The sequence below is a fragment of the Staphylococcus sp. Z5-21 genome (genome assembly GCF_056529615.1).
In genome coordinates this window covers 1091747-1112212 of the sequence record NZ_CP096462.1, presented here as the reverse complement: position 1 = coordinate 1112212, position 20466 = coordinate 1091747, and the positions used below count along the sequence as shown (strand labels likewise).

Sequence of the window (20466 nt, the reverse complement as noted above, 5' to 3'; positions counted from 1 at the left end):
CTTTATCTTCCTTTTTCGTTATATATTTATTAGTCTATCATTTGACAAATAATCATTGCTTTTGCTACGCGATGGCCGTCACTTGTCATTGTTACTTCTAGTTTTGAAAAATTGCGTCCTACATCTAACATATCATATTGTACATGTATTTCGGATTCTATTTGCACTGTTTTAATATACATAATATTTAAGATTTCTATCATAACTTCTAATTTCTTTAATTTTCTCATTTCATAACGTACTGTTTCTTCAATAATTGCTACAAATACTGATTTACTTAATGTTCCATATTGATTAGTTAATAATGGCGTGATTTGTACATGTATCCCATCATTTGAAATTGTAATATGTTTTGCAATTTGATCATTTATGGTTTCACCAACTTGTGGTTGTCTACTTAACAATTGCATCGCTGTTAACACATCTTTTCTAGTGATTACCCCTATGAGCTTTTTACTCGGAGTAGTCACCGGTAACAATTCAATGCCTTCCCAAATCATCATATGCGCACAGTTTGCCACAGTCGTTGACAATTGAACATTGATAGGTGATTTCGTCATAAATTGTGCAAGTGTGTCTTGGTTTTCCATTTTAATAATCTCTTTACTTGTTACAATACCTACTAATCTCCAATTTTCATCTATGACAGGAAATCTTGAATGTCCTGTCTCACGGGCTTTCGTTTTATAATCACTAAGACTCATATTATCAAATACAACCATGTCTTCAGTCACGGTTTTAACGATATCTTCTACAACCAAAATTTCTTTACGAATCATTTGGTTATACATCGCCCTGTTTATAATATTGGCAACTAAATATGTATCATAATTGGAAGATAGAATTGGTAATTCATGCTCATCAGCATATTGAATGATTTCTTCTGATGTATTAAATCCTCCAGTAATTAATACCGCACTTCCTCTTTTAAGCGCTGCTAGTTGTACATCCTTACGATTTCCCACTATTAATAATGTATGTGGACTAACATATTTTACGACATCTTCAATTTCCATTGCACCAATCGCAAATTTTGTAAGTGTTTTTATCAGACCATTTCTACCACCTAAGACTTGACCATCTATAATTTTCACAATTTCTGCAAAAGTTAGTTGTTCAATCTGTTCACGTGATTTCTTTTCTATTCGTACTGTGCCTACTCTATCTATTGTAGCTACCAATCCAATTTGCCCGGCATCCTTAATAGCCCTGTATGCCGTTCCTTCAGATACACTTAAATCTTTTGCAATCTTTCTAACAGATATCTTTTGTCCAACTGCTAGAGATTCTATATATGATAAAATTTGTTCATGCTTTGTCATTTCAATAACCTCGTTTGTTTTGACAGTTTCTATGACATTATAACTTTTTATAACTAAAATTGCGATGTAACAAAACAAATTATCTTACGATTCCTAAAATCACAGTTTTTGTTCCATTAAATAATATAAAATTTTCTTTTTAGTAAATTAATATGTTAAATAGACAAATTTAATTGGCTTTATGAATAAAATTTTATTAAAATGAAGATAAGGAGGGATGAACAATGTTCAAAAATATTTTACTTGGTGTTGATACAACACTTAAAAATGAGAAAGCACTTGAAGAGGTTTCTAAACTTTCAGGTGAAGGTACTACAGTTACAATATTAAATGCAATTAGCGAGCAAGATGCACAAGCATCCATCAAATCTGGTGTTCATTTAGATAAGCTCGTACAAAAACGTAGTGAAGGTTTAGAAAGTACACGCAATAGCTTAGACGAGTATGGTATTAAATACGATGAAATTATTGTGCGCGGGAATGCGAAAGAACAATTGGTTAAAGAGGCTAATAGTGGAAAATATGAAATTGTTGTCCTCAGTAACCGAAAGGCTGAAGATAAGAAAAAATTTGTCTTAGGTAGTGTCAGTCATAAAGTTGCTAAAAGAGCTCACATCCCAGTATTAATCGTAAAATAATAAAACGCCTGAAGGACTTTAAAGTGCTTCAGGCGTTTTATTATATATTTAAATACACAGTTTATAAAGGGATTAGAATGAAACGTCTTCACCCGGTTTTAATATTTGTACTTCCCCTACAGATACTGCTTTTTTAAACTTATTTGGATCTTGTTCAATAAGTTCAAAAGTATCGTAGTGTATTGGAACTGAAATTTTCGGTTTAATAAACGAATTAATTGCATAGCTTGCATCATCGATTCCCATAGTGAAATTGTCACCAATCGGAATAAAGCATACATCCACTGGATGACGATCTGCAATTAATTTCATATCGCTGAATAATCCTGTGTCACCAGTGTGATAAATCGTCTTACCTTCAATTTCTAAAATAAGACCCATTGGCATACCTAGGTATACTGGGACACCATTTTCATCAGTTAAACTTGAACTATGGAATGCTTGTACAAATTTCACATTACCAAAATCAAATTCTGCTTTCCCTCCAATATTCATTGGTCTAACATTTTCCACATTATGATAAGTAGTGAGATAATCACCTAATTCTGCTGAACCAATCACAGTAGCATGATTTCTATTAGCTAATTCTATTGTATCTCCAAAATGATCTCCGTGACCATGTGTTAGTATAATATAATCAACTTTAAGTGTAGATGCATCTAAATCAGATTGTCCATTGCCTGTAATAAACGGATCTACAATAACCTTTTTACCATTTGCTTCAAAATAAATTGTTGATTGACCATGAAATGAAAGTTTCATTAATTAATTCCTCCCGTAAATATGTTTAGTCTTTATATACCACAAATCCCTCACGCTATAACACGGTAATTTAATTTACTGAGTGTTTTTCTTCTTAAATTTAAAAATTTTCCTATGATATTGTTTTATTATCATATTTAACTTTTGAATTCCTTCATCAAGTAACATAAAATTAAATATGATTAACTATTTAGGAGGATGAATTAAAATGAAATTAGAACAGATTACCGAAGAATTAAAATCCCAACAGGCAGATGCTGCTTGGATAACAACACCTTTAAATATTTTTTATTTCACTGGTTATTTAAGTGATCCTCATGAACGTTTACTTGCATTACTAATTAAATCAAATGGTGAACAAGTATTGTTTTGCCCGCAATTAGAAGTTGAAGAAGTTTGCGCCTCTCCATTTAATGGTGAAGTTATCGGTTATTTAGACACAGAAAATGCTTTAGATAAATACGATATTAAATTCAATAAATTACTTGTTGAATCAGCACATTTAACATTACAACGTCAACGTGAACTTATTGACGCTTTTGGTGTACAAAGCTTTGGGGATATTGATCAAACAATCAAAACATTACGTAATATTAAAAGTGACTCGGAAATCGAAAAAATTAAAAAAGCTTGTGAACTTGCCGATAAATGTATCGAAATTGGTGTGAGTTTCTTAAAAGAAGGTGTCACTGAACGTCAAGTTGTCAATCATATTGAATATGAAATTAAAGCATATGGTGTAAATGAAATGAGTTTCGACACTATGGTATTATTTGGAGACCATGCTGCTTCCCCTCATGGCACACCAGGAGACCGCCAATTGAAAAAAGACGAGTTTGTCTTATTTGATTTAGGGGTTATTTATGAAAATTACTGCAGTGATATGACTAGAACGGTTAAATTTGGTACACCTGATGCTAAAGCACAAGAAATTTACGATGTTGTATTAAAAGCAGAAAAAGAAGCTATAGCAGCTATTAAACCTGGTGTAACGATTAAAGATGTAGATGATATTGCACGTAACATCATTACTGAAGCGGGTTATGGCGAATACTTTCCTCATCGCCTAGGACATGGCTTAGGCTTAGAAGAACATGAATATCAAGACGTTTCAAGTACAAATACAAATGAATTTAAAGCAGGCATGGTTATAACTGTTGAACCCGGTATTTATGTACCAGGTGTAGCTGGTGTAAGAATTGAGGATGACATCTTAGTTACTGAAAATGGTAATGAAAGTTTAACTGGTTACAAAAAATGATAAAAGAGGCCGTAGTAGAAACAATTCAGCAAGTTGAGCAAGCTGTTGCCAATGGTGCTAATCGAATTGAACTTTGCGATAATTTAAGTGTGGCTGGTACTACACCTAGTTTCGGCATGGTAGAAATTGCAACAGAAATATGCAAAGCTAACCACGTTGAGATTGCTGTTATGATTCGTCCACGTGGTGGTCATTTTGTTTATAACTTGTATGATTTCGAAATCATGCAACGTGACATAAAATCACTGAAACAATTAAATGTAGATTATTTTGTCTTTGGTTGTTTAACTGAGGACTCAACTTTAAACGAATGGCAAATGAAGACCTTGAAAAATTTGGCCTCACCTACTCCAGTTGTATGTCATATGGCATTTGATGAAATTTACCTAGAAGGACAAATTAAGGCTTTACACCAATTAATTGATATAGGGTTTACACGTTTATTAACACATGGCGGACCGAGCGATACAAATCTGTTCGATAACTTAAATCAATTAGGTAAACTTGTAGTAAATTCAGACGGTCACATCGAAATCATGCCTGGCGGCGGTCTGAATAAAGACAATCTTCCTGAACTTCTTGAAGCCTTTCCGTTCCAAGAAGTCCACGGTACTAAAATCGTTTAAATACTTCCCATATTTTCTTAATGACATTATCATTTTGACATAGCAAAATAAAAAACTGGCAAGTCTTTTTGAGTTAAATACTCCAAGACTTGCCAGTTTTTTATTTAATAATTCATTACTTATATTATTTAAGTGCACTTTCGATATCTGTATAAGATAGGTTCAATGCTTCCGCTACGCCTTTGTTCGTCAACTCGCCATTAATTGTATTAAGTCCTAATGACAATGCATGGTTATCTTGTACAGCCTTTAAATAGCCTTTACTTGCTAGTTGTTGGGCATATGGTAACGTTGCATTATTTAGAGCAATTGTAGATGTGCGTGGCACTGCACCAGGCATATTCGCAACAGCATAGTGTACGACGCCATGTTTTTTATATGTTGGGTCATCATGTGTGGAAATTCGATCCGTTGTTTCAAAAATACCACCTTGGTCAATTGCAATATCAACGATAACGGCTCCATCTCTCATTTCTTTGACCATATCTTCAGTTACAAGATTTGGTGCCTTAGCGCCTGGAATTAATACAGCACCAATAACTAAATCGCTATCTTTCACACTTTGTTCTATATTTAAAGGGTTAGACATGATTGTGTGAACACGTCCATCAAACAAATCTTCTAATTCTTGTAAACGTTTAGGATTAACATCTAAAATTGTAACATCAGCACCTAAACCAAGTGCAATTTTAGCAGCATTTGTTCCAGCTTGACCACCGCCAATGATAGACACGCGACCTTTTGATACGCCAGGTACACCACCAAGTAAAATGCCCATGCCACCTTTATATTTTTGTAAAAATTCAGCACCAATTTGTGCAGACATACGACCTGCAACCTCACTCATTGGTGTTAATAATGGTAATGTACGATCAGGCAATTGGACCGTTTCGTAAGCAATACCAACTACTTTATTTTCTAGTAAAGCTCGAGTTAATTTTTCTTCATTCGCTAGATGTAAATAAGTAAATAGAATTAGACCTTCTTTGAAATATTGAAACTCTTCTTCTAATGGTTCTTTCACTTTCATAACCATATCTACGTTCCATACTTCAGCTTGTTCGTTAACGATGCTTGCACCAGCTTCAGTATAGTCTACATCTTCAAAATACGAACCTAAGCCTGCAGATTTTTCAACAATGACAGTATGACCTTGTTCTACCAATGCATGTACACCACTTGGTGACAAACTCACTCTATTTTCATTGTTTTTAATCTCTTTCGGAATACCTATAATCATTTCATCCACCTCCAAATTTATAGTAACGCGTATTTTATGAAAGCGCAATCAAAGTTTAGAGTACTTTTACAACATCTAAATTATGTTAATATTCTGTAAACGGTGGTATAATATAAGTAAGAAAAATAAGGAGGTAATTACGATGCTAACTTATAAAAATATTTTAATAGCCGTCGATGGATCACATGAAGCTGAATGGGCCTTTAACAAAGCAGTGGATGTGGCAAAACGTAATGATGCAAAATTAACAGTGGTGAATGTCATTGATTCAAGAACATATTCTTCATATGAAGTGTATGATGCTCAATTTACTGAGAAGTCAAAAAATTTCTCAGACGATTTATTAAAAGGTTATAAAGAAGTTGCTACAAATGCTGGTGTGAAAAACGTTGAAACACGTTTAGAATTTGGTTCACCAAAAGCTATTATACCTAAAAAGCTAGCAACAGATGTAGATGCTGACTTAATTATGTGCGGTACTTCAGGGTTAAATGCCGTCGAAAGATTTATCGTTGGTTCAGTATCTGAAGCAATTGTTCGCCATTCTCCATGTGATGTGTTAGTGGTTCGTACAGAAGAACTTCCTGAAGATTTCCAACCTCAAGTTGCCACTGATGAGTTTAGATCTCAATATCAAGCTCACTAAATAGTTTTTAATTTATAGGGCTGATTGAACAAGATAATTACGAAAAGAGCTTGAGACATTAATAGATGTCTCAGGCTTTTTTCAATTAAACAGTAGCTGTAAAGCCCCTCTCCTCATTTTAAATTTCAAAAAACTTCATTTCACTCACTACTTTACAATATAGTCATTGAAATTTTAATTTCATTTCACACCCTTCCTTTATACTTAATTTAATACTTTTAAATTAAGGAGCATGTAAATATGAAAATGATTTATAAATCATTCGCAATAAGTTTATTAGCATTAACTACTTTGAGTCACACATATAATAATCAAGTTAGTGCAAAGGCTAAAGTATCCGAACACGCAACACAATCCGTAGATGACCTTAGATTTATAGGTAGTCAAACTGTGCCATATAACACTCAATTCGATCATACAAAAGTTGGCGGTATTTCTGGAATTACCTATCAACCAACAACTCATCGTTGGTTATTAATAAGTGATGATCGTTCAGAACAAAATCCTTCTAGATGCTACGAAGCAAAACTAAACTATAACCAAAATCATTTTAATAAAATTAAGCTACAATCTATGCACTTACTAAAACAGCCGAATGGTTCAAACTATACTAACAAGAACCATTACAAAGACAATCCACAAGATATCGTTGCTGATCCAGAATCTATTCGCTTCGACCCTTTATACAAACAAATCATGTATACAAGTGAAGGTGATCGTAGTTTAGGCCTAAATCCTTTTATCCGTTTAGCTTCGTTACAGGGCGACTTTATTACAGAAATACCTATAAGCCACACACAAAAAATGGATCAACATGCAAAACATGGTTTCCGTAATAATCTCGCATTAGAAGGAAGTACATTTTCAGCAGATGGGCATTCTATTTGGACAGCAACAGAAGCGCCTTTAATACAAGATGGTAAATCCCCTACACCTACAACAGAGGGATTATCTCGCATCACACAATATGATAGACAAGGACGCTTATTAAACGAATATGCATATCGTTTAGATGCTATACCGAAATCACCTGGTAAGGGTAAGGAAGCTGAAAATGGCGTTTCTGAATTATTAGCAATTAACAATCATGAATTTTTAACTTTGGAACGCGCAAGTGTGCAATCTTCTGATAATTCATATCACAATTATGTACGCATTTATAAAATAAATACCGACCAAGCTACAGATATTAAAAATCAAGAGTCATTAAAGCAAACTAAGATTCACCCTGTAAAAAAAGAACTCATCGCTGATTTAAATAAAGAAGATATTGGTCACATAGATAATATCGAAGGTATTACATTTGGTAAACAATTACCAAATGAACACGACAGTATTGTTATAGTTGCTGACAATAATTTTAATAAGGCTCAAAAGCAACAATTTATGGCGTTTGAAGTTATTCCAAAATAACAAAAAAGGCATTTTCCGATTTTGGAAAATGCCTTTACTTATTTAAATATAATTTATTTAAAATCACCAAAATTGATAACGTCACGCGCAATCATAACTTCTTCATTTGTTGGAATAACGATAACTTTAACTGGTGAGTGTGGGTAGTTAATAAATGCTTCTTCACCATGAATGCTTTCATTTTTCTTAGCATCCCAATATACTCCCATAAATTCTAATCCTTCTAACACTTTAGCTCTTACAACATCAGAATTTTCACCAACGCCTGCTGTAAATACGATAACATCTACACCATGCATACGTGTCGCATAAGAACCGATATATTTGTGAATACGTGAAGCGAAGACATCGAGTGCTAATTGAGCTCTATCTTTGCCCTCTTCAGCTTCTCCTTGAATATCTCTTAAATCACTAGATGTACCAGAAATACCAAGTAATCCTGATTCCTTATTCAACGTATTTAAGACTTCTTCAGCATTCTTACCTGTTTTTTCCATGATAAACGGAATTAATGCAGGGTCAATGTTACCTGAACGTGTTCCCATTGTCACACCAGCTAAAGGTGTGAAGCCCATGGATGTATCTACAGATTTTCCACCATCGATAGCAGCTATAGAGGCACCATTACCAATATGACAAGAAATAAGACGTAATTCTTCAATTGGTTTACCTAAAATATCTGCTGCACGTTGAGAGACATATTTATGGCTCGTACCGTGGAAACCATATTTACGAATACCATAATCTTTATAATATTGATAAGGTAAACTATACAAGAACGATTTTTCAGGCATTGTTTGATGGAATGATGTATCAAACAATGCGACATGTGGAATTTCCGGTAATAATTTACGGAAAGCGCGGATACCCATTAAGTTAGCTGGGTTGTGTAAAGGTGCTAATTCACTTAAACTTTCAATTTGCTTTTCTACTTCATCAGTTATGTAAACTGACTCTGGGAATAATTCGCCACCATGTACAACTCGGTGTCCAGTACCATTAATGTCATAAATACTATCAATGACACCATGTTTTTTGAAACTATCTAACATGATATTAACTGCTTCTTCGTGATCAGCAATATCATTTGTTTCTTTAATTTTATCCCCATTTACTTCAATAGTGAATACTGAATCTTTTAATCCAATACGTTCAACAAGTCCCTTAGTTACAATTTTTTCTTCCGGCATTTCAATAAGTTGAAATTTCAAAGATGAACTACCAGCATTTATAGCCAAAATCAATTTTGACATAAGCATAATGCCTCCATTTTCAAATAAGTTTTATATCCATTACCATTTAATCATTAATACAGTATGAATTCAAGAATATTACAGTTTAATTTTCAGGATGATTTTCTTGCATCCATGCATTTAAATCTTGTAAAAATGCTTGGAACTGTTGTGGGCTCTTGAAATCTGGTATATTTGCTAATAAAACTTCGACTGGTTTCGTCACATTCGTTTCTTTTTTCTGTAATACAAGGATAGATTTACGTGCTTTTTCATTTTTAAATAAGGTTGATGGTAAATTTAAGAATGCTTGCATTTCTGTCTCTGTAGCAATGAAATTTTGCAACTGTTTCACATTTTCACCTTCAAAAATATTGCTTGGAACAACTAAAAATGCATAACCAGATGCTTTCATAGCTGTAATAGCTTGCTCTATCAATAAGAAATGAGAATAACTGTGCCCTTCATCGAAACCAAGTGCCATTTCTTTACTTCTATCATCAACAGGATAGTATCCAATTGGTAAATCCCCGATTACAACGTCTGCGTCTTCGAAAGGTAAAGGCATAATTGCATCTTGAGGATAAACATCAAACGGTATTTCTAAAAAGTTAGCCAAATGGACACTTACTCTAGAAAGTACTGGATCTACTTCTACTAAGTGATGCATTAAAGTGTGATCTGAAAGCACCTCGTGTACCGAAGCACTTAAATGTCCAGCACCACTAGCAATATCTGCAATGTGCATTGACTCGTTATTTTTTAAGAATCGTTCAGCTAAAAAGCCTAAAATTAAGCCAATAGAATCTGGTGTAATTTGATGATTTGCTTGTATATCTTCTTTTTGCATTAGACTTAGATATGCAAACTGGAATGCTTTCCTTCTATCTTGCAATGTAGCTTGTTCTAATAACTCTCTCTTATTTGTATAAATATGCTCCATAGCAAGACCTAAATTTTCGATAAAACTTTGTCCGTTTCCATCATTTAAATCCTTTGCTTTTTCATCTAATGTTTTGAATAACTGCTCCATTACTGTTTCTTCTTGTGTCATTTAATAGTCCTTTCTAAAAAAACTGCCCATAATTTAATTGAAATCAAGCCAGTTTATACTAACTTATTTTACCAAATAATTATGGACAGTAATTTTTATAATGTCAATGATACTGTTTGCTTGTGCAACAATATATTTAACTTATTATATATATTGCAAAACGTAATTAAATATTACGATATGCTTCTAATGCTGATTCAAAGTCTGGGAAATCTGTACCTTCAGAAACAATCTCTGAATATACGACTTTATTATTTTTATCTAATACAAAAACGGAACGTGCAAGTAAACGTAATTCTTCCATTACGACACCATAGTTTTTACCAAAAGATAAGTCTTTATGGTCACTTAATGTAATCACGTTATCTAATCCGTTCGATGCACACCATCTTTTTTGTGCGAATGGTAAATCAACTGAAACAGTTAATACAACGCCATCTTCTTGTGAAGCTTCTTCGTTAAATTTACGCGTTTGTTGATCGCAAACACCTGTATCTATAGATGGTACAACACTAATTAATTTCTTTTGACCATCATAAGTTGATAAGTTTACTTCATTTAAATCATTATCTAGCAAAGTGAATTCTGGAGCTGTTTCACCTGTTTTCACTTGCGAACCTAATAAAGTAATTGGTTCTTGTTTGAATGTAATTTGCGCCATTAGAACGCCTCCTAAATTATAAATGTGTACTTCAATTATTATAACGCTTTAGAATTATGAATGATACTATTCTACCTGTAATAAGTGTTAATCTACTTTAAATAAAACAATTTTTCAAATTTATTTTTTATGACCACCGTATCTGCGAAATAATCATGTATACCTCTATGCTTTTTAGTAAAAATTGTCACTAAATAAGGCAAGTTTGCAAATACACCGCTAATAATACGTCCAATCCATTCTCTAAACAGTACATCTGTCCACGTTAGCTGTTGTCTGTCCATGCGCTCTACTCTGATATTGCAAATCATTTTACCAAGTGTTTGTTTAAAATATTTTGTCATTAATACAAAATACAAATAAAATACTAATGCATCCAACAGATGACCCACACTAAAATAATCAATCCATAGTTTTACTGAATCTAAATTTGTGAAATGATAAATCGGTTTTAAGATCAAACTATGTACTCCGAAAATGATTAACAAATCTATTATGAAAGCACAAAATCTAATACCAAAACCAGCATATAAAGCTTTTAACATTTGTTCATGATACAGTGTATCTGTATCTATTTTTTGTGCACTATCTTTTGTATATTCTGAAACACTGTCTTGTATGTTTTCCATAATTTCACCTAACCTTCGTAAAGATACATAGGTTCAGTTTTAGTATCATTTGTAATGATTGATTTCACATCTTTGATTTCATTTGTAAACTGAGAAATGCTTGATTTCACATTATACATTGATGAGAACCAACCACCGTCTGTGCTATATTCAAACACTTCTGCGTCCTTAGCATTAATATCTTTTTTCAATGCTTTGACAGTTTGATCTTCGTAACCAATTTCGTCAATCAGACCATTACTTTTCGCTTGTTGCGCGCTATAAATTCGACCATCTGCCAGCTTTCTAACTTTACTTTCTGGCATATCTCGACCGTCTTTTACAATATTAACAAATCTATTGAAGCTATCATCTAAAACAGATTGTAAGATATCTCTTTCTTCGCTTGTCATTTCTCTTGAACTGCTTAAAATATCTTTATGTTCACCTGATTTGATTACGTTTTGTTTGATACCTAAATTCTTTTGTAATCCTGAGTAATCGATACTAGACATAATCACTCCGATTGAACCAGTCATTGTTTGTGGACCTGCATAAATCTTATCTGCAGGTGCTGAAATATAATATCCACCTGACGCAGCCATGCTATCCATATGGACATAAATCTTTTTATGTTTTTGTTTAATTTCTTTTATCTTTTCATAAATTTCATCACTTGGATATGTACCACCACCGGGTGTATTGACCGTTAACAGCACACCTTTTATAGAATCATCTTTTTTCACATTATCCAACTGTTTTAAAAATGCTTCATGGTTATATCCTTCACCACCGAACAGGCCACCACCAGTACCTTCAGTAATTTCACCATTTAATGTTAGATGAGCGATACGTTTGCTGGAATTACCTTCTTTTTCTACTTTCTCTGTAAAAGGATTCGTATCAGATGTAGTTGATTCACTAAATAAAGATGAAACAACAGCTGAAATAGAACTCATTATTATACCACCTAGAACGATCACAACTGCAAGTATTAAGGCGATAATACGCTTTTTCGACATTCATCGTCACTCCCATATATTTTCTATTGATTCCTTCTTCATTTAAACACAATTAAATCCTAAATGTATACCTTAAATAAGATTAATAATGAGAGCATAGTAAGAAATCAATCCATTTTGATTTCTTACTATGCTCTCAACAATTCATCATTTACTTTAGACCATACTGTTTCTTATTGATAAACACTTTCTGTTAAAATCCAATCACGAGTTTGACTCAAAACTACTACAAAAATGAGACTTATGTATTTATAACAGATTTTATATACTGTACTAATTGATAGCTATATGATTTGAATTAAATAATCATAAGCATTTTTCAAGATTAATATTGCAGTCACGACTATAAATAATACTTTGACGTAGCCCACACCTTTTTTTATAGCAAACATAGCACCTACATAAGAACCACATATCATACTTACAGCCATAATCAAGCCATAAAAATAATCCACTTGGCCTAAGCATATAAATAAGAGGAGTGCACCTAAATTGGAGGCAAAGTTTAACACTTTCGCATTACCTGCCGCGCCTAAAAAATCAAAACCAAACATTAGTAAAATAAAGAGCATAAAAGAACCCGTTCCGCCACCTAAAAAGCCATCATAAAAGCCTATTAAACACATGAGTAAAGCAAATAGTATTGCTTTCCCAAAAGTTAATTTGGTAAAAGTACGGACGTTACCCCAATCTTTTTTCATAATCGTGTAAATCATCACAATGGTTAATATGACAATAACAACTGGTTTTAAGAGCTCTGAAGGTAAGAATGTGGCGATACTGGCGCCACCAATAGCGAATACAAATACAAATGGAAATAATTTACCAACAATTTTCAAATCCACATTGCCAGAACGCAAAAAGCGAAATGCACTTGTCAAAGAACCGAATGCACTTGCTAATTTATTTGTTCCTAATGCTGTGGATGGCGGCATACCAACTGCAAGCAATGCAGGTATTGATATTAAACCACCACCGCCTACAACTGCATCAATAAATGCAGCCAAAAATCCAAGAAGAATAATGATGATTACAATTGAAACATCCCACTCTAACATTTAACCAACCCCTTTATTTATTAAAAAATATATATTCCATGATACTTTAATATATTAAAATAAATCGTCAGCTAGTGCTTGTGTTGCTGTATCTTTTTCACTTTGGTAATCACTAGTAATAAGCAATGTTTCAATACCATCTACAGCTTGTTGTACTAATGGTTCAAAATCATAACCAATTTCATATTTTTCTACTTTTTCAATATCTGGTTCAGTTATAGGATTTTTTGGCGTGAAGATTGTGCAACAATCTTCATAAGGTTGAATAGACACATCAAACGTTCCAATTTCTTTCGCTTTTTTTACAATATCTTCTTTATCTAACGTTAATAACGGGCGAAGTACTGGCGTAGAAGTGACATGGTTTATAGCATACATACTTTTTAGCGTTTGACTTGCCACTTGACCTAAATTTTCACCATTTACTATCGCATGGGCATCAATATCATGAACAACTTTATCCGCAACGCGCATCATCATGCGTCTTGTTGAAGTCATTGTATAGCGTTCATGTACAACTTTATTAACTTGTTTTTGTAAATCTGTAAAAGGAACAATATGCAATTTTATGGGTCCTACATGTCCAGATAAAATGCGTGTTAATTCAATAACCTTTTCTTTCGCTTTTTCACTTGTAAATGGCGGACTATGAAAATGAATCGCTTCTACTGTAACACCTCTGCGCATAACTTCTATACCTGCAACAGGTGAATCAATACCGCCGGATAGCATAAGCAATGTCTTACCACCCGTACCTACTGGTAATCCACCTGAACCTTCAATCACTTGATCGTACATATAGATTGCATCTAAACGTACTTCAACTTTAATGTTGTGATCTGGGTTATGCACATCGACTGATAAATGGTTCATAGCATCTAAAACAGCGCCACCGACCGTGCGTTGCAATGCATACGTATCATATGGAAAGTTTTTATCTGAACGTTTTACATCAATTTTAAATGTATCACCATCTGCATATTCCTTAGCAAAGCGCACCGCTAATTCATTAGCCGCTTCTACTGTTTTTTCAATTTTTAATACGGGACTGATAGAATAAATACCGAAGACTTTTTTTAGTCGATTACACATTTCTTCAATATCTGCGCCTTCGTCTAATTCAATATACATTCTGTCTCTATTTGCCTTTACTGTATAACCTTGTAACGGCATTAATGCACGCTTTACATTAGAACGTAATTTGTTCACAAATAATTTACGGTTGGCGCCTTTTAAAGTAAGCTCACCGTACCTCACTAATATGTGATCATAAATCATACTAACAACTCCTTCACTTCTTCATATACTAATTTGAATTTTTCCTTGAATGTTTCAATATCTGCTTCAGTAGTATAGCTATCCATAGAAATACGGATACTACCTTCAATTTGCTTCGTTGGAATACCCATTGCTAACAAAACTTCATTAAGACTTGCTTTTTTCGAAGAACAAGCACTCGTCGTTGATAACATGATGTCATTTTTAGAGAATGCATTCACCAATACTTCACCTTTAACACCTGCCAACCCAACATTTAAAATATGAGCAGCAGCACCCTTAGGTGAATTAACCTCAACACCACGAAATGCAACCAAATATTGGCGTAATTCATTATTAAATTCGCTTAACCGACTATTTAAATCCTGTGTATGATTAACTGCTGATTTCATCGCTTTAACGATAGCAATATCCATCGGTAAGTTAACCGTCCCACTTCTCACACCAAATTCTTGTCCACCACCATGAACAATTGGTTCTAACTGATGTATATTTCGAACAAATAAAATGCCTTGGCCTTTCAAACCATTAAATTTATGTCCGCTTAGACTAAGTGTATCTACACCTTCAAATATGAGTGGTGTTTTCCCAATAGCTTGTACTGCATCAACATGTAAATGTGCTTTAGGATATTGATGAACAATTTCTGCTATATCGGCAATCGGTTGTATTTGACCCATTATATTGTTGACATGCATACATGTAACAAGTCCTACATTATCTGACATTAATGTTTGAAGGTGATTCAAATCTATTCGACCTTCATCTGTTACATCGACATACTTCACAATAAATCCTTCGTCCTCTAGTGAACGAACCACTTCTAAAACGGAGGGGTGTTCTAATAATGAAGTGATAATTTCATTGGCGAAATTCTTTTTCTTATAAGCAATACCTTTAAGTGCTATATTATTTGATTCAGTAGCACCACTTGTATAAATAATATCAAATGTATTATCTAAATTAAATAAGTCTTTAATTTGTCGTTTTGATTGTTGTAATAATTGTTCTGCTTGTAAACCTGCTTGATGTGGACTATTAGGATTAAAATATAGTGATTGATTCACTTTAATAAAAGTATCTAACACATCTTGATTAGGCTTCGTTGTTGCAGCGTTATCAAGGTATATCAATGTTTTCACTCCAATTTTTTCTTGTAGTTTATTTGAGCTCCGAAAAGCGTCGGGTTTTAAAATTTTATATCTTAATCGGAATATGCTACATATAAACATTTCACTTAACAGAATATATGCATGCGCTCCACCTATTGATTTTAATGATTTAACATTAATACATTTTATAACTAAATTAGATTGAATATACGCACTTAAATACATTTTCATATGTTTTAACTATCCGATTAAAACTTACACTGTTAGCATTATACTCGCTTTTACTAGAAATAAAAGAGACTGAGCCATAAATCATATAATTGTTAAATAATTTACGATACTAGCTTGTTCATCATGGGATTAAATAAAAATCAATTCACATTCAATGCACACTTCACGTATTCAAATCGATGAACATGCATTACAAATAAAACGCTATGTATCGACTGTCCGTTTTTTTAAATTAATAATCCTCATTCGAATCAACGATCGCAAAAAAGACTCGAGACAATCAGTGTCTCGAGTCTTTTCTAATCTATAGTTATGCGTAATGTGTTTAATATTAACCAATAACTTTTGATTCTATTTGTTTTGTAATACCAGGCTCAACGCTTTCCAATGCTTGTTCAGAAATTTCAATTGAACGTTTATACCTATTGTTCTTAAATAAGCGTTCTGCTTCATTAAGACTTTTATCAATATTTGAACTATCTTTACGATAACGATTGCCATATTCAATTAGTTTTTCTGCATAAACTGCATTAACAAGTACATCTGTAGCTTCATCATCAAATTTATTCATTTGTAGGACGACTTTAGATACTTTATCTTTTAACTGTTTGACATGAATTGGACGTACACTAAATTTCTTGTTAACTTCTCTTACTTCATAATCAATTTCATTTTTCATAATGATAAAACGTTCCGGTACACTTGGTAAATTAGAAGCAAGTAATTTTCTATATACTTCTTCTTTTTTACTTTGTACTCGTAAAATATTTTCTTCAGCTTCTGCCTCATCTTCACGCAATTGAATTAAATGATTTTGTAATTTTTCTTGTTTTTCATTAATAACAGCTACATGTTCTTCGATATATTTCAAGTTGTCTTGCACTTCACTATAACGCACTGCAGATTTCGCCATTTCACGTAAAATTTCATCATATACTGAAATCATATTTTGAATTTCATTTTCAAACTGTCTTACATTTTGTACGTCACTTTCATTTATATAATAATTTTCGCGCACATATTCAATTTCAGTTTGTAATGTATAGTTCATTTCTTTTGCTCTAAATAAATTATCTGTAATAACTTCTTTTGTTTCTTCAACATCATTTTTAGCTTTAACTTCAAGCTCGATTAGTTCGTACATTTCATCTAATCGGTCATTAATGCTGTTTAATTTTTCATTTGCTTCATCAAGTTCTAATCTGCTTATCATTGGCTCTACAAAGCTTAACTCCGTTTTTAATGTTTGAAGCGTGCTATCAATTTTGACATGATCCAAGTCGTAGCCTTCTACTTTCAAGTCTCTACAACCATATTTAATGTCTTGGAATTGGCCGGGCAATTCTTTTTGTGCTTCTTTTATTAAATCTGGAATTTCATCCATATCTGTTTTTAAATAATTCATGTCATCATTTAAAGTTTTGATATGGTCATGTGCTTGATTGAAATTACCTTCTGATTTAAGCGTTTCATAAGTTTCCATTTCTGGAACAAAAGATTCGATTTCTTGTTCAAGCGGTGAAGCTGCTTCGCCGAATTGATGTCTGTTTGCTAACACATCACGCTTCATTTCGCGGTAATCCGTTTTACATTCATTATATAAATGGTCACTTTGTTTATGTAGTCCTATAATCTCTTCTACTTGTGTAGTGAGCTCATTATAGTTCGCTTCATATTGATCCATCATTTCATGCGCTTCATCCACTTCAGTTTGAGCTTGTGAAAACTTAAATTTATCAAGCAAGCCCTCTGCATCATGAATCTTTTCTTCTACCGGTAATAAATACTGATTTTTACTATCTAACGATGATTGTTTCAATCTATCATACGTTGATTTTGTCTCACCTGTTAAGTTAAATTCTGTTAATTGAGATAAACTTTCATCGTATGGTAATTGTTCAACTTTATGCTTTCGTTCTTCAGCCTTTTCTATCATTTGGCTTTTATTTGAACGCATATAGAACAATACACCAACAATAATGAGTATAATGAATATAATTGCTAAAACGATATACAACACCATATGTTTTCTCCTCCTATTTTATCACTGTTTATTATAACGTAAGTTACCTATGCATTAAAAGAGAAAATGGATTAATTCATGTGAATATTTTTTATTTTATTTAAAATGATCTCTAATAATAATATGTATTAGGTTATTTATTATCTAACCCTTTTCAAATCAATTGATTGATTACTATTAAAACAGTCTTTATACTAAATGAAAAGTAAAAAGTGAGGTTATCTAATGACGGAAGTTAAAGAAACAAACTATAATTTATTGGAAAAACAAGTGAGTAGTTTAATAGAAGATGAGTCGAATTTAATTGCTATACTGAGTAATGTATCCGCGCTACTAAATGATTCGATTGATCAAATTAACTGGGTTGGATTTTATCTTATTGAAAACGAAGCATTAATTTTAGGGCCATTCCAAGGTCATCCTGCATGTGTTCATATCGCAATCGGCAAAGGTGTATGCGGTACTGCTGTTTCTGAAGAACAAACACAACTTGTAGATGATGTGAATGCATTTCCAGGTCACATTGCTTGTGATGCGAATAGCAAATCTGAAATTGTTGTTCCACTTCGTAAAAATAACCAAATTATTGGTGTATTAGATATCGATGCGCCTATTACAAGTAGATTTACTGATGTAGACAAAAATGGCCTAGAACAAATTGTTGCTCGTATTGAAAAGCAAATATCATAATTCCATCGCAACTTGAATATGGACAAAGTCGAAAAGACTATTGACAGCAACCGATAACATGTTACAATGTACTTTGTGTGAATAAACGAAATTAGCAGTTGCGTATTAGTTGGCTCTATGTTGTTCCCAACGCGGACGTGCCGTGTAACCGTTGCTATGAGGCGAGGACACATAAAACAATATATCCAAGTAAGCATGCAACACTCTTTTTTGTTTTTTCATAACAAACAAAAGAGAAAAAGGAGGAGTCTTATTATGGCTCGATTTAGAGGTTCAAACTGGAAAAAATCACGTCGTTTAGGTATCTCATTAAGTGGTACTGGTAAGGAATTAGAAAAACGTCCTTATGCACCAGGTCAACACGGTCCTAACCAACGTAAAAAATTATCAGAATATGCATTACAATTACGTGAAAAACAAAAATTACGTTACTTATATGGAATGACTGAAAGACAATTCCGTAATACATTCGAAATCGCTGGTAACCAACATGGTGTCCACGGTGAAAACTTCATGCAATTATTAGCTGCTCGTTTAGATGCAGTTGTATATTCATTAGGTTTAGCGCGTACACGTCGTCAAGCTCGTCAAATCGTTAACCACGGTCACATCGAAGTAGATGGCAAACGTGTTGATATTCCATCATACACTTTAAAACCTGGTCAAGAAATCTCAGTTCGTGAAAAATCTTTAAAATTAGATATCATTGCTGAATCAGTTGAAATTAACAATTTCGTACCAGACTACTTAGAGTTTGATGCAGATAACTTAAAAGGTAAATATATCCGCGTTCCAGAACGTAGTGAATTACCTGCTGAAATCAATGAACAACTTATCGTTGAGTACTACTCAAGATAAACATTGTCTTTTCAACCAAGAAGTCCTTTACGGGTTTCTTGGTTTTTTTATTTTGGTTTTTAATACAAACTGACATACACCCCTATTATATGTCACGTCTTAATTTACAAACCTTCTGACATTTCGTATGCTATAAGTATAGAGGAGTGTTAATCTTGATTATTAGAGCATTAGAAGAAACAGATTTAGATTTCGTTCATCACTTAAATAATGAATATTCTATTATGTCATATTGGTTTGAAGAACCCTATCAATCATTAAGTGAGCTTCAATCTTTATATAAAAAACATATCTTAGATGAATCAGAACGCCGATTCATTATCGAACACGACCATATACGAATTGGTGTTGTAGAATTAGTAGAAATTAATTTTATACATAGTAACTGTGAGATTCAAATCATTGTTGATCCAAAATTCAGTGGTAAAGGCTTTGCTAAGAATGCCTTTAAAATGGCCATTGATTATGCATTTCTTGTACTAAATTTACATAAAATATATTTGTTTGTAGATGTAAGCAATGAAAAAGCTGTCCATATTTATAAAAGTCAAAACTTCACTATTGAAGGTACCTTACAAGAACACTTTTATACTAGAGGCGAATACAGTGATTGTTTTGTAATGGGATTACTAAAAAAGAACTGGATAAATCACCATGATAATGATTTATCACACATTCGTTAGTTAGCTACGAGTTAAAATATACATTAAAAGTAATGATTTTTAATATAA

The 20466-nt window shown here is 33.0% G+C and carries 20 protein-coding genes; 8 read left to right on the top strand and 12 right to left on the bottom strand.

Annotated elements, in window-relative coordinates; all coding sequences use genetic code 11:
* Positions 1 to 29: 29 nt before the first annotated feature.
* Positions 30 to 1322 (bottom strand): DRTGG domain-containing protein, encoded by a 1293-nt coding sequence (locus M1D64_RS05540; protein ID WP_002483041.1) that lies wholly within the window; start codon positions 1320 to 1322, stop codon positions 30 to 32.
* Between the two features lie 224 nt (positions 1323 to 1546).
* Here M1D64_RS05540 and M1D64_RS05535 point away from each other — a divergent pair, with 224 nt between their 5' ends.
* Positions 1547 to 1960, top strand: a complete 414-nt coding sequence (locus tag M1D64_RS05535) for a universal stress protein (RefSeq protein WP_002483040.1) — start codon at positions 1547 to 1549, stop codon at positions 1958 to 1960.
* Positions 1961 to 2032: 72 nt separating this feature from the next.
* On the opposite strand, the gene M1D64_RS05530 is transcribed toward M1D64_RS05535, so the two are convergent.
* Positions 2033 to 2722 (bottom strand): metal-dependent hydrolase, encoded by a 690-nt coding sequence (locus tag M1D64_RS05530; RefSeq protein WP_041079998.1) that lies wholly within the window; start codon positions 2720 to 2722, stop codon positions 2033 to 2035.
* A 208-nt stretch (positions 2723 to 2930) separates the two neighbouring features.
* Here M1D64_RS05530 and M1D64_RS05525 point away from each other — a divergent pair, with 208 nt between their 5' ends.
* Both M1D64_RS05525 and M1D64_RS05520 read left to right on the top strand, forming a co-directional pair.
* Positions 2931 to 3983 (top strand): M24 family metallopeptidase, encoded by a 1053-nt coding sequence (locus M1D64_RS05525; RefSeq protein ID WP_369079875.1) that lies wholly within the window; start codon positions 2931 to 2933, stop codon positions 3981 to 3983.
* Entirely contained in the window at positions 3980 to 4609 is a 630-nt protein-coding gene (locus M1D64_RS05520) for a copper homeostasis protein CutC (protein WP_369079874.1), read from the top strand. The genes M1D64_RS05525 and M1D64_RS05520 overlap by 4 nt, the downstream gene beginning before the upstream one ends.
* 124 nt (positions 4610 to 4733) lie before the next feature.
* Here M1D64_RS05520 and ald read toward each other — a convergent pair whose 3' ends face one another.
* Positions 4734 to 5849, bottom strand: a complete 1116-nt coding sequence (gene ald, locus M1D64_RS05515) for an alanine dehydrogenase (protein ID WP_041080003.1) — start codon at positions 5847 to 5849, stop codon at positions 4734 to 4736.
* A 142-nt stretch (positions 5850 to 5991) separates the two neighbouring features.
* On the opposite strand from ald, the gene M1D64_RS05510 reads away from it, so the two are divergent.
* Positions 5992 to 6495 carry a universal stress protein gene (locus M1D64_RS05510; RefSeq protein WP_002483035.1) on the top strand — a complete coding sequence of 168 codons (504 nt, stop codon included), beginning with the start codon at positions 5992 to 5994 and terminating at the stop codon, positions 6493 to 6495.
* 240 nt (positions 6496 to 6735) lie between these two features.
* Entirely contained in the window at positions 6736 to 7908 is a 1173-nt protein-coding gene (locus M1D64_RS05505; RefSeq protein ID WP_069822057.1) for an esterase-like activity of phytase family protein, read from the top strand.
* Between the two features lie 53 nt (positions 7909 to 7961).
* Here M1D64_RS05505 and M1D64_RS05500 read toward each other — a convergent pair whose 3' ends face one another.
* The 9 genes from M1D64_RS05500 to ezrA all read right to left on the bottom strand — a co-directional run bounded on the left by M1D64_RS05500 (position 7962) and on the right by ezrA (position 18187).
* Positions 7962 to 9161 (bottom strand): acetate kinase, encoded by a 1200-nt coding sequence (locus M1D64_RS05500; RefSeq protein WP_069825912.1) that lies wholly within the window; start codon positions 9159 to 9161, stop codon positions 7962 to 7964.
* An 85-nt stretch (positions 9162 to 9246) separates the two neighbouring features.
* The gene (locus tag M1D64_RS05495; RefSeq protein WP_041080007.1) at positions 9247 to 10194 is read right to left on the bottom strand and encodes a class I SAM-dependent methyltransferase; all 948 of its coding nucleotides are present in this window, start codon (positions 10192 to 10194) and stop codon (positions 9247 to 9249) included.
* A 166-nt stretch (positions 10195 to 10360) separates the two neighbouring features.
* Positions 10361 to 10855, bottom strand: a complete 495-nt coding sequence (tpx, locus tag M1D64_RS05490) for a thiol peroxidase (RefSeq protein ID WP_002483031.1) — start codon at positions 10853 to 10855, stop codon at positions 10361 to 10363.
* 92 nt (positions 10856 to 10947) lie between these two features.
* Positions 10948 to 11484 (bottom strand): RDD family protein, encoded by a 537-nt coding sequence (locus M1D64_RS05485; RefSeq protein ID WP_069822059.1) that lies wholly within the window; start codon positions 11482 to 11484, stop codon positions 10948 to 10950.
* A gap of 8 nt (positions 11485 to 11492) precedes the next feature.
* Positions 11493 to 12485, bottom strand: a complete 993-nt coding sequence (gene sppA / locus M1D64_RS05480; protein ID WP_011302894.1) for a signal peptide peptidase SppA — start codon at positions 12483 to 12485, stop codon at positions 11493 to 11495.
* Positions 12486 to 12769: 284 nt separating this feature from the next.
* Positions 12770 to 13543 (bottom strand): sulfite exporter TauE/SafE family protein, encoded by a 774-nt coding sequence (locus M1D64_RS05475; RefSeq protein ID WP_011302893.1) that lies wholly within the window; start codon positions 13541 to 13543, stop codon positions 12770 to 12772.
* Between the two features lie 54 nt (positions 13544 to 13597).
* Positions 13598 to 14821, bottom strand: a complete 1224-nt coding sequence (thiI, locus tag M1D64_RS05470; RefSeq protein WP_041080010.1) for a tRNA uracil 4-sulfurtransferase ThiI — start codon at positions 14819 to 14821, stop codon at positions 13598 to 13600.
* Positions 14818 to 15954: a cysteine desulfurase family protein gene (locus M1D64_RS05465; RefSeq protein ID WP_041080011.1), complete on the bottom strand. Its 1137-nt coding sequence runs from the start codon at positions 15952 to 15954 to the stop codon at positions 14818 to 14820. The genes thiI and M1D64_RS05465 overlap by 4 nt, the downstream gene beginning before the upstream one ends.
* Positions 15955 to 16495: 541 nt before the next feature.
* A complete protein-coding gene (ezrA, locus tag M1D64_RS05460) occupies positions 16496 to 18187 on the bottom strand; it encodes a septation ring formation regulator EzrA (protein ID WP_037538279.1) in 1692 nt (563 codons plus the stop codon).
* Positions 18188 to 18412: 225 nt separating this feature from the next.
* Here ezrA and M1D64_RS05455 point away from each other — a divergent pair, with 225 nt between their 5' ends.
* From M1D64_RS05455 to M1D64_RS05445, 3 genes are all read left to right on the top strand, one after another.
* Positions 18413 to 18877, top strand: a complete 465-nt coding sequence (locus M1D64_RS05455) for a GAF domain-containing protein (protein ID WP_011302889.1) — start codon at positions 18413 to 18415, stop codon at positions 18875 to 18877.
* Between the two features lie 255 nt (positions 18878 to 19132).
* Positions 19133 to 19735, top strand: coding sequence for a 30S ribosomal protein S4 (rpsD, locus tag M1D64_RS05450; RefSeq protein ID WP_002483023.1), 603 nt, complete (start codon positions 19133 to 19135; stop codon positions 19733 to 19735).
* A gap of 155 nt (positions 19736 to 19890) precedes the next feature.
* Positions 19891 to 20418 carry a GNAT family N-acetyltransferase gene (locus M1D64_RS05445; protein WP_037538272.1) on the top strand — a complete coding sequence of 176 codons (528 nt, stop codon included), beginning with the start codon at positions 19891 to 19893 and terminating at the stop codon, positions 20416 to 20418.
* Positions 20419 to 20466 lie beyond the last annotated feature (48 nt).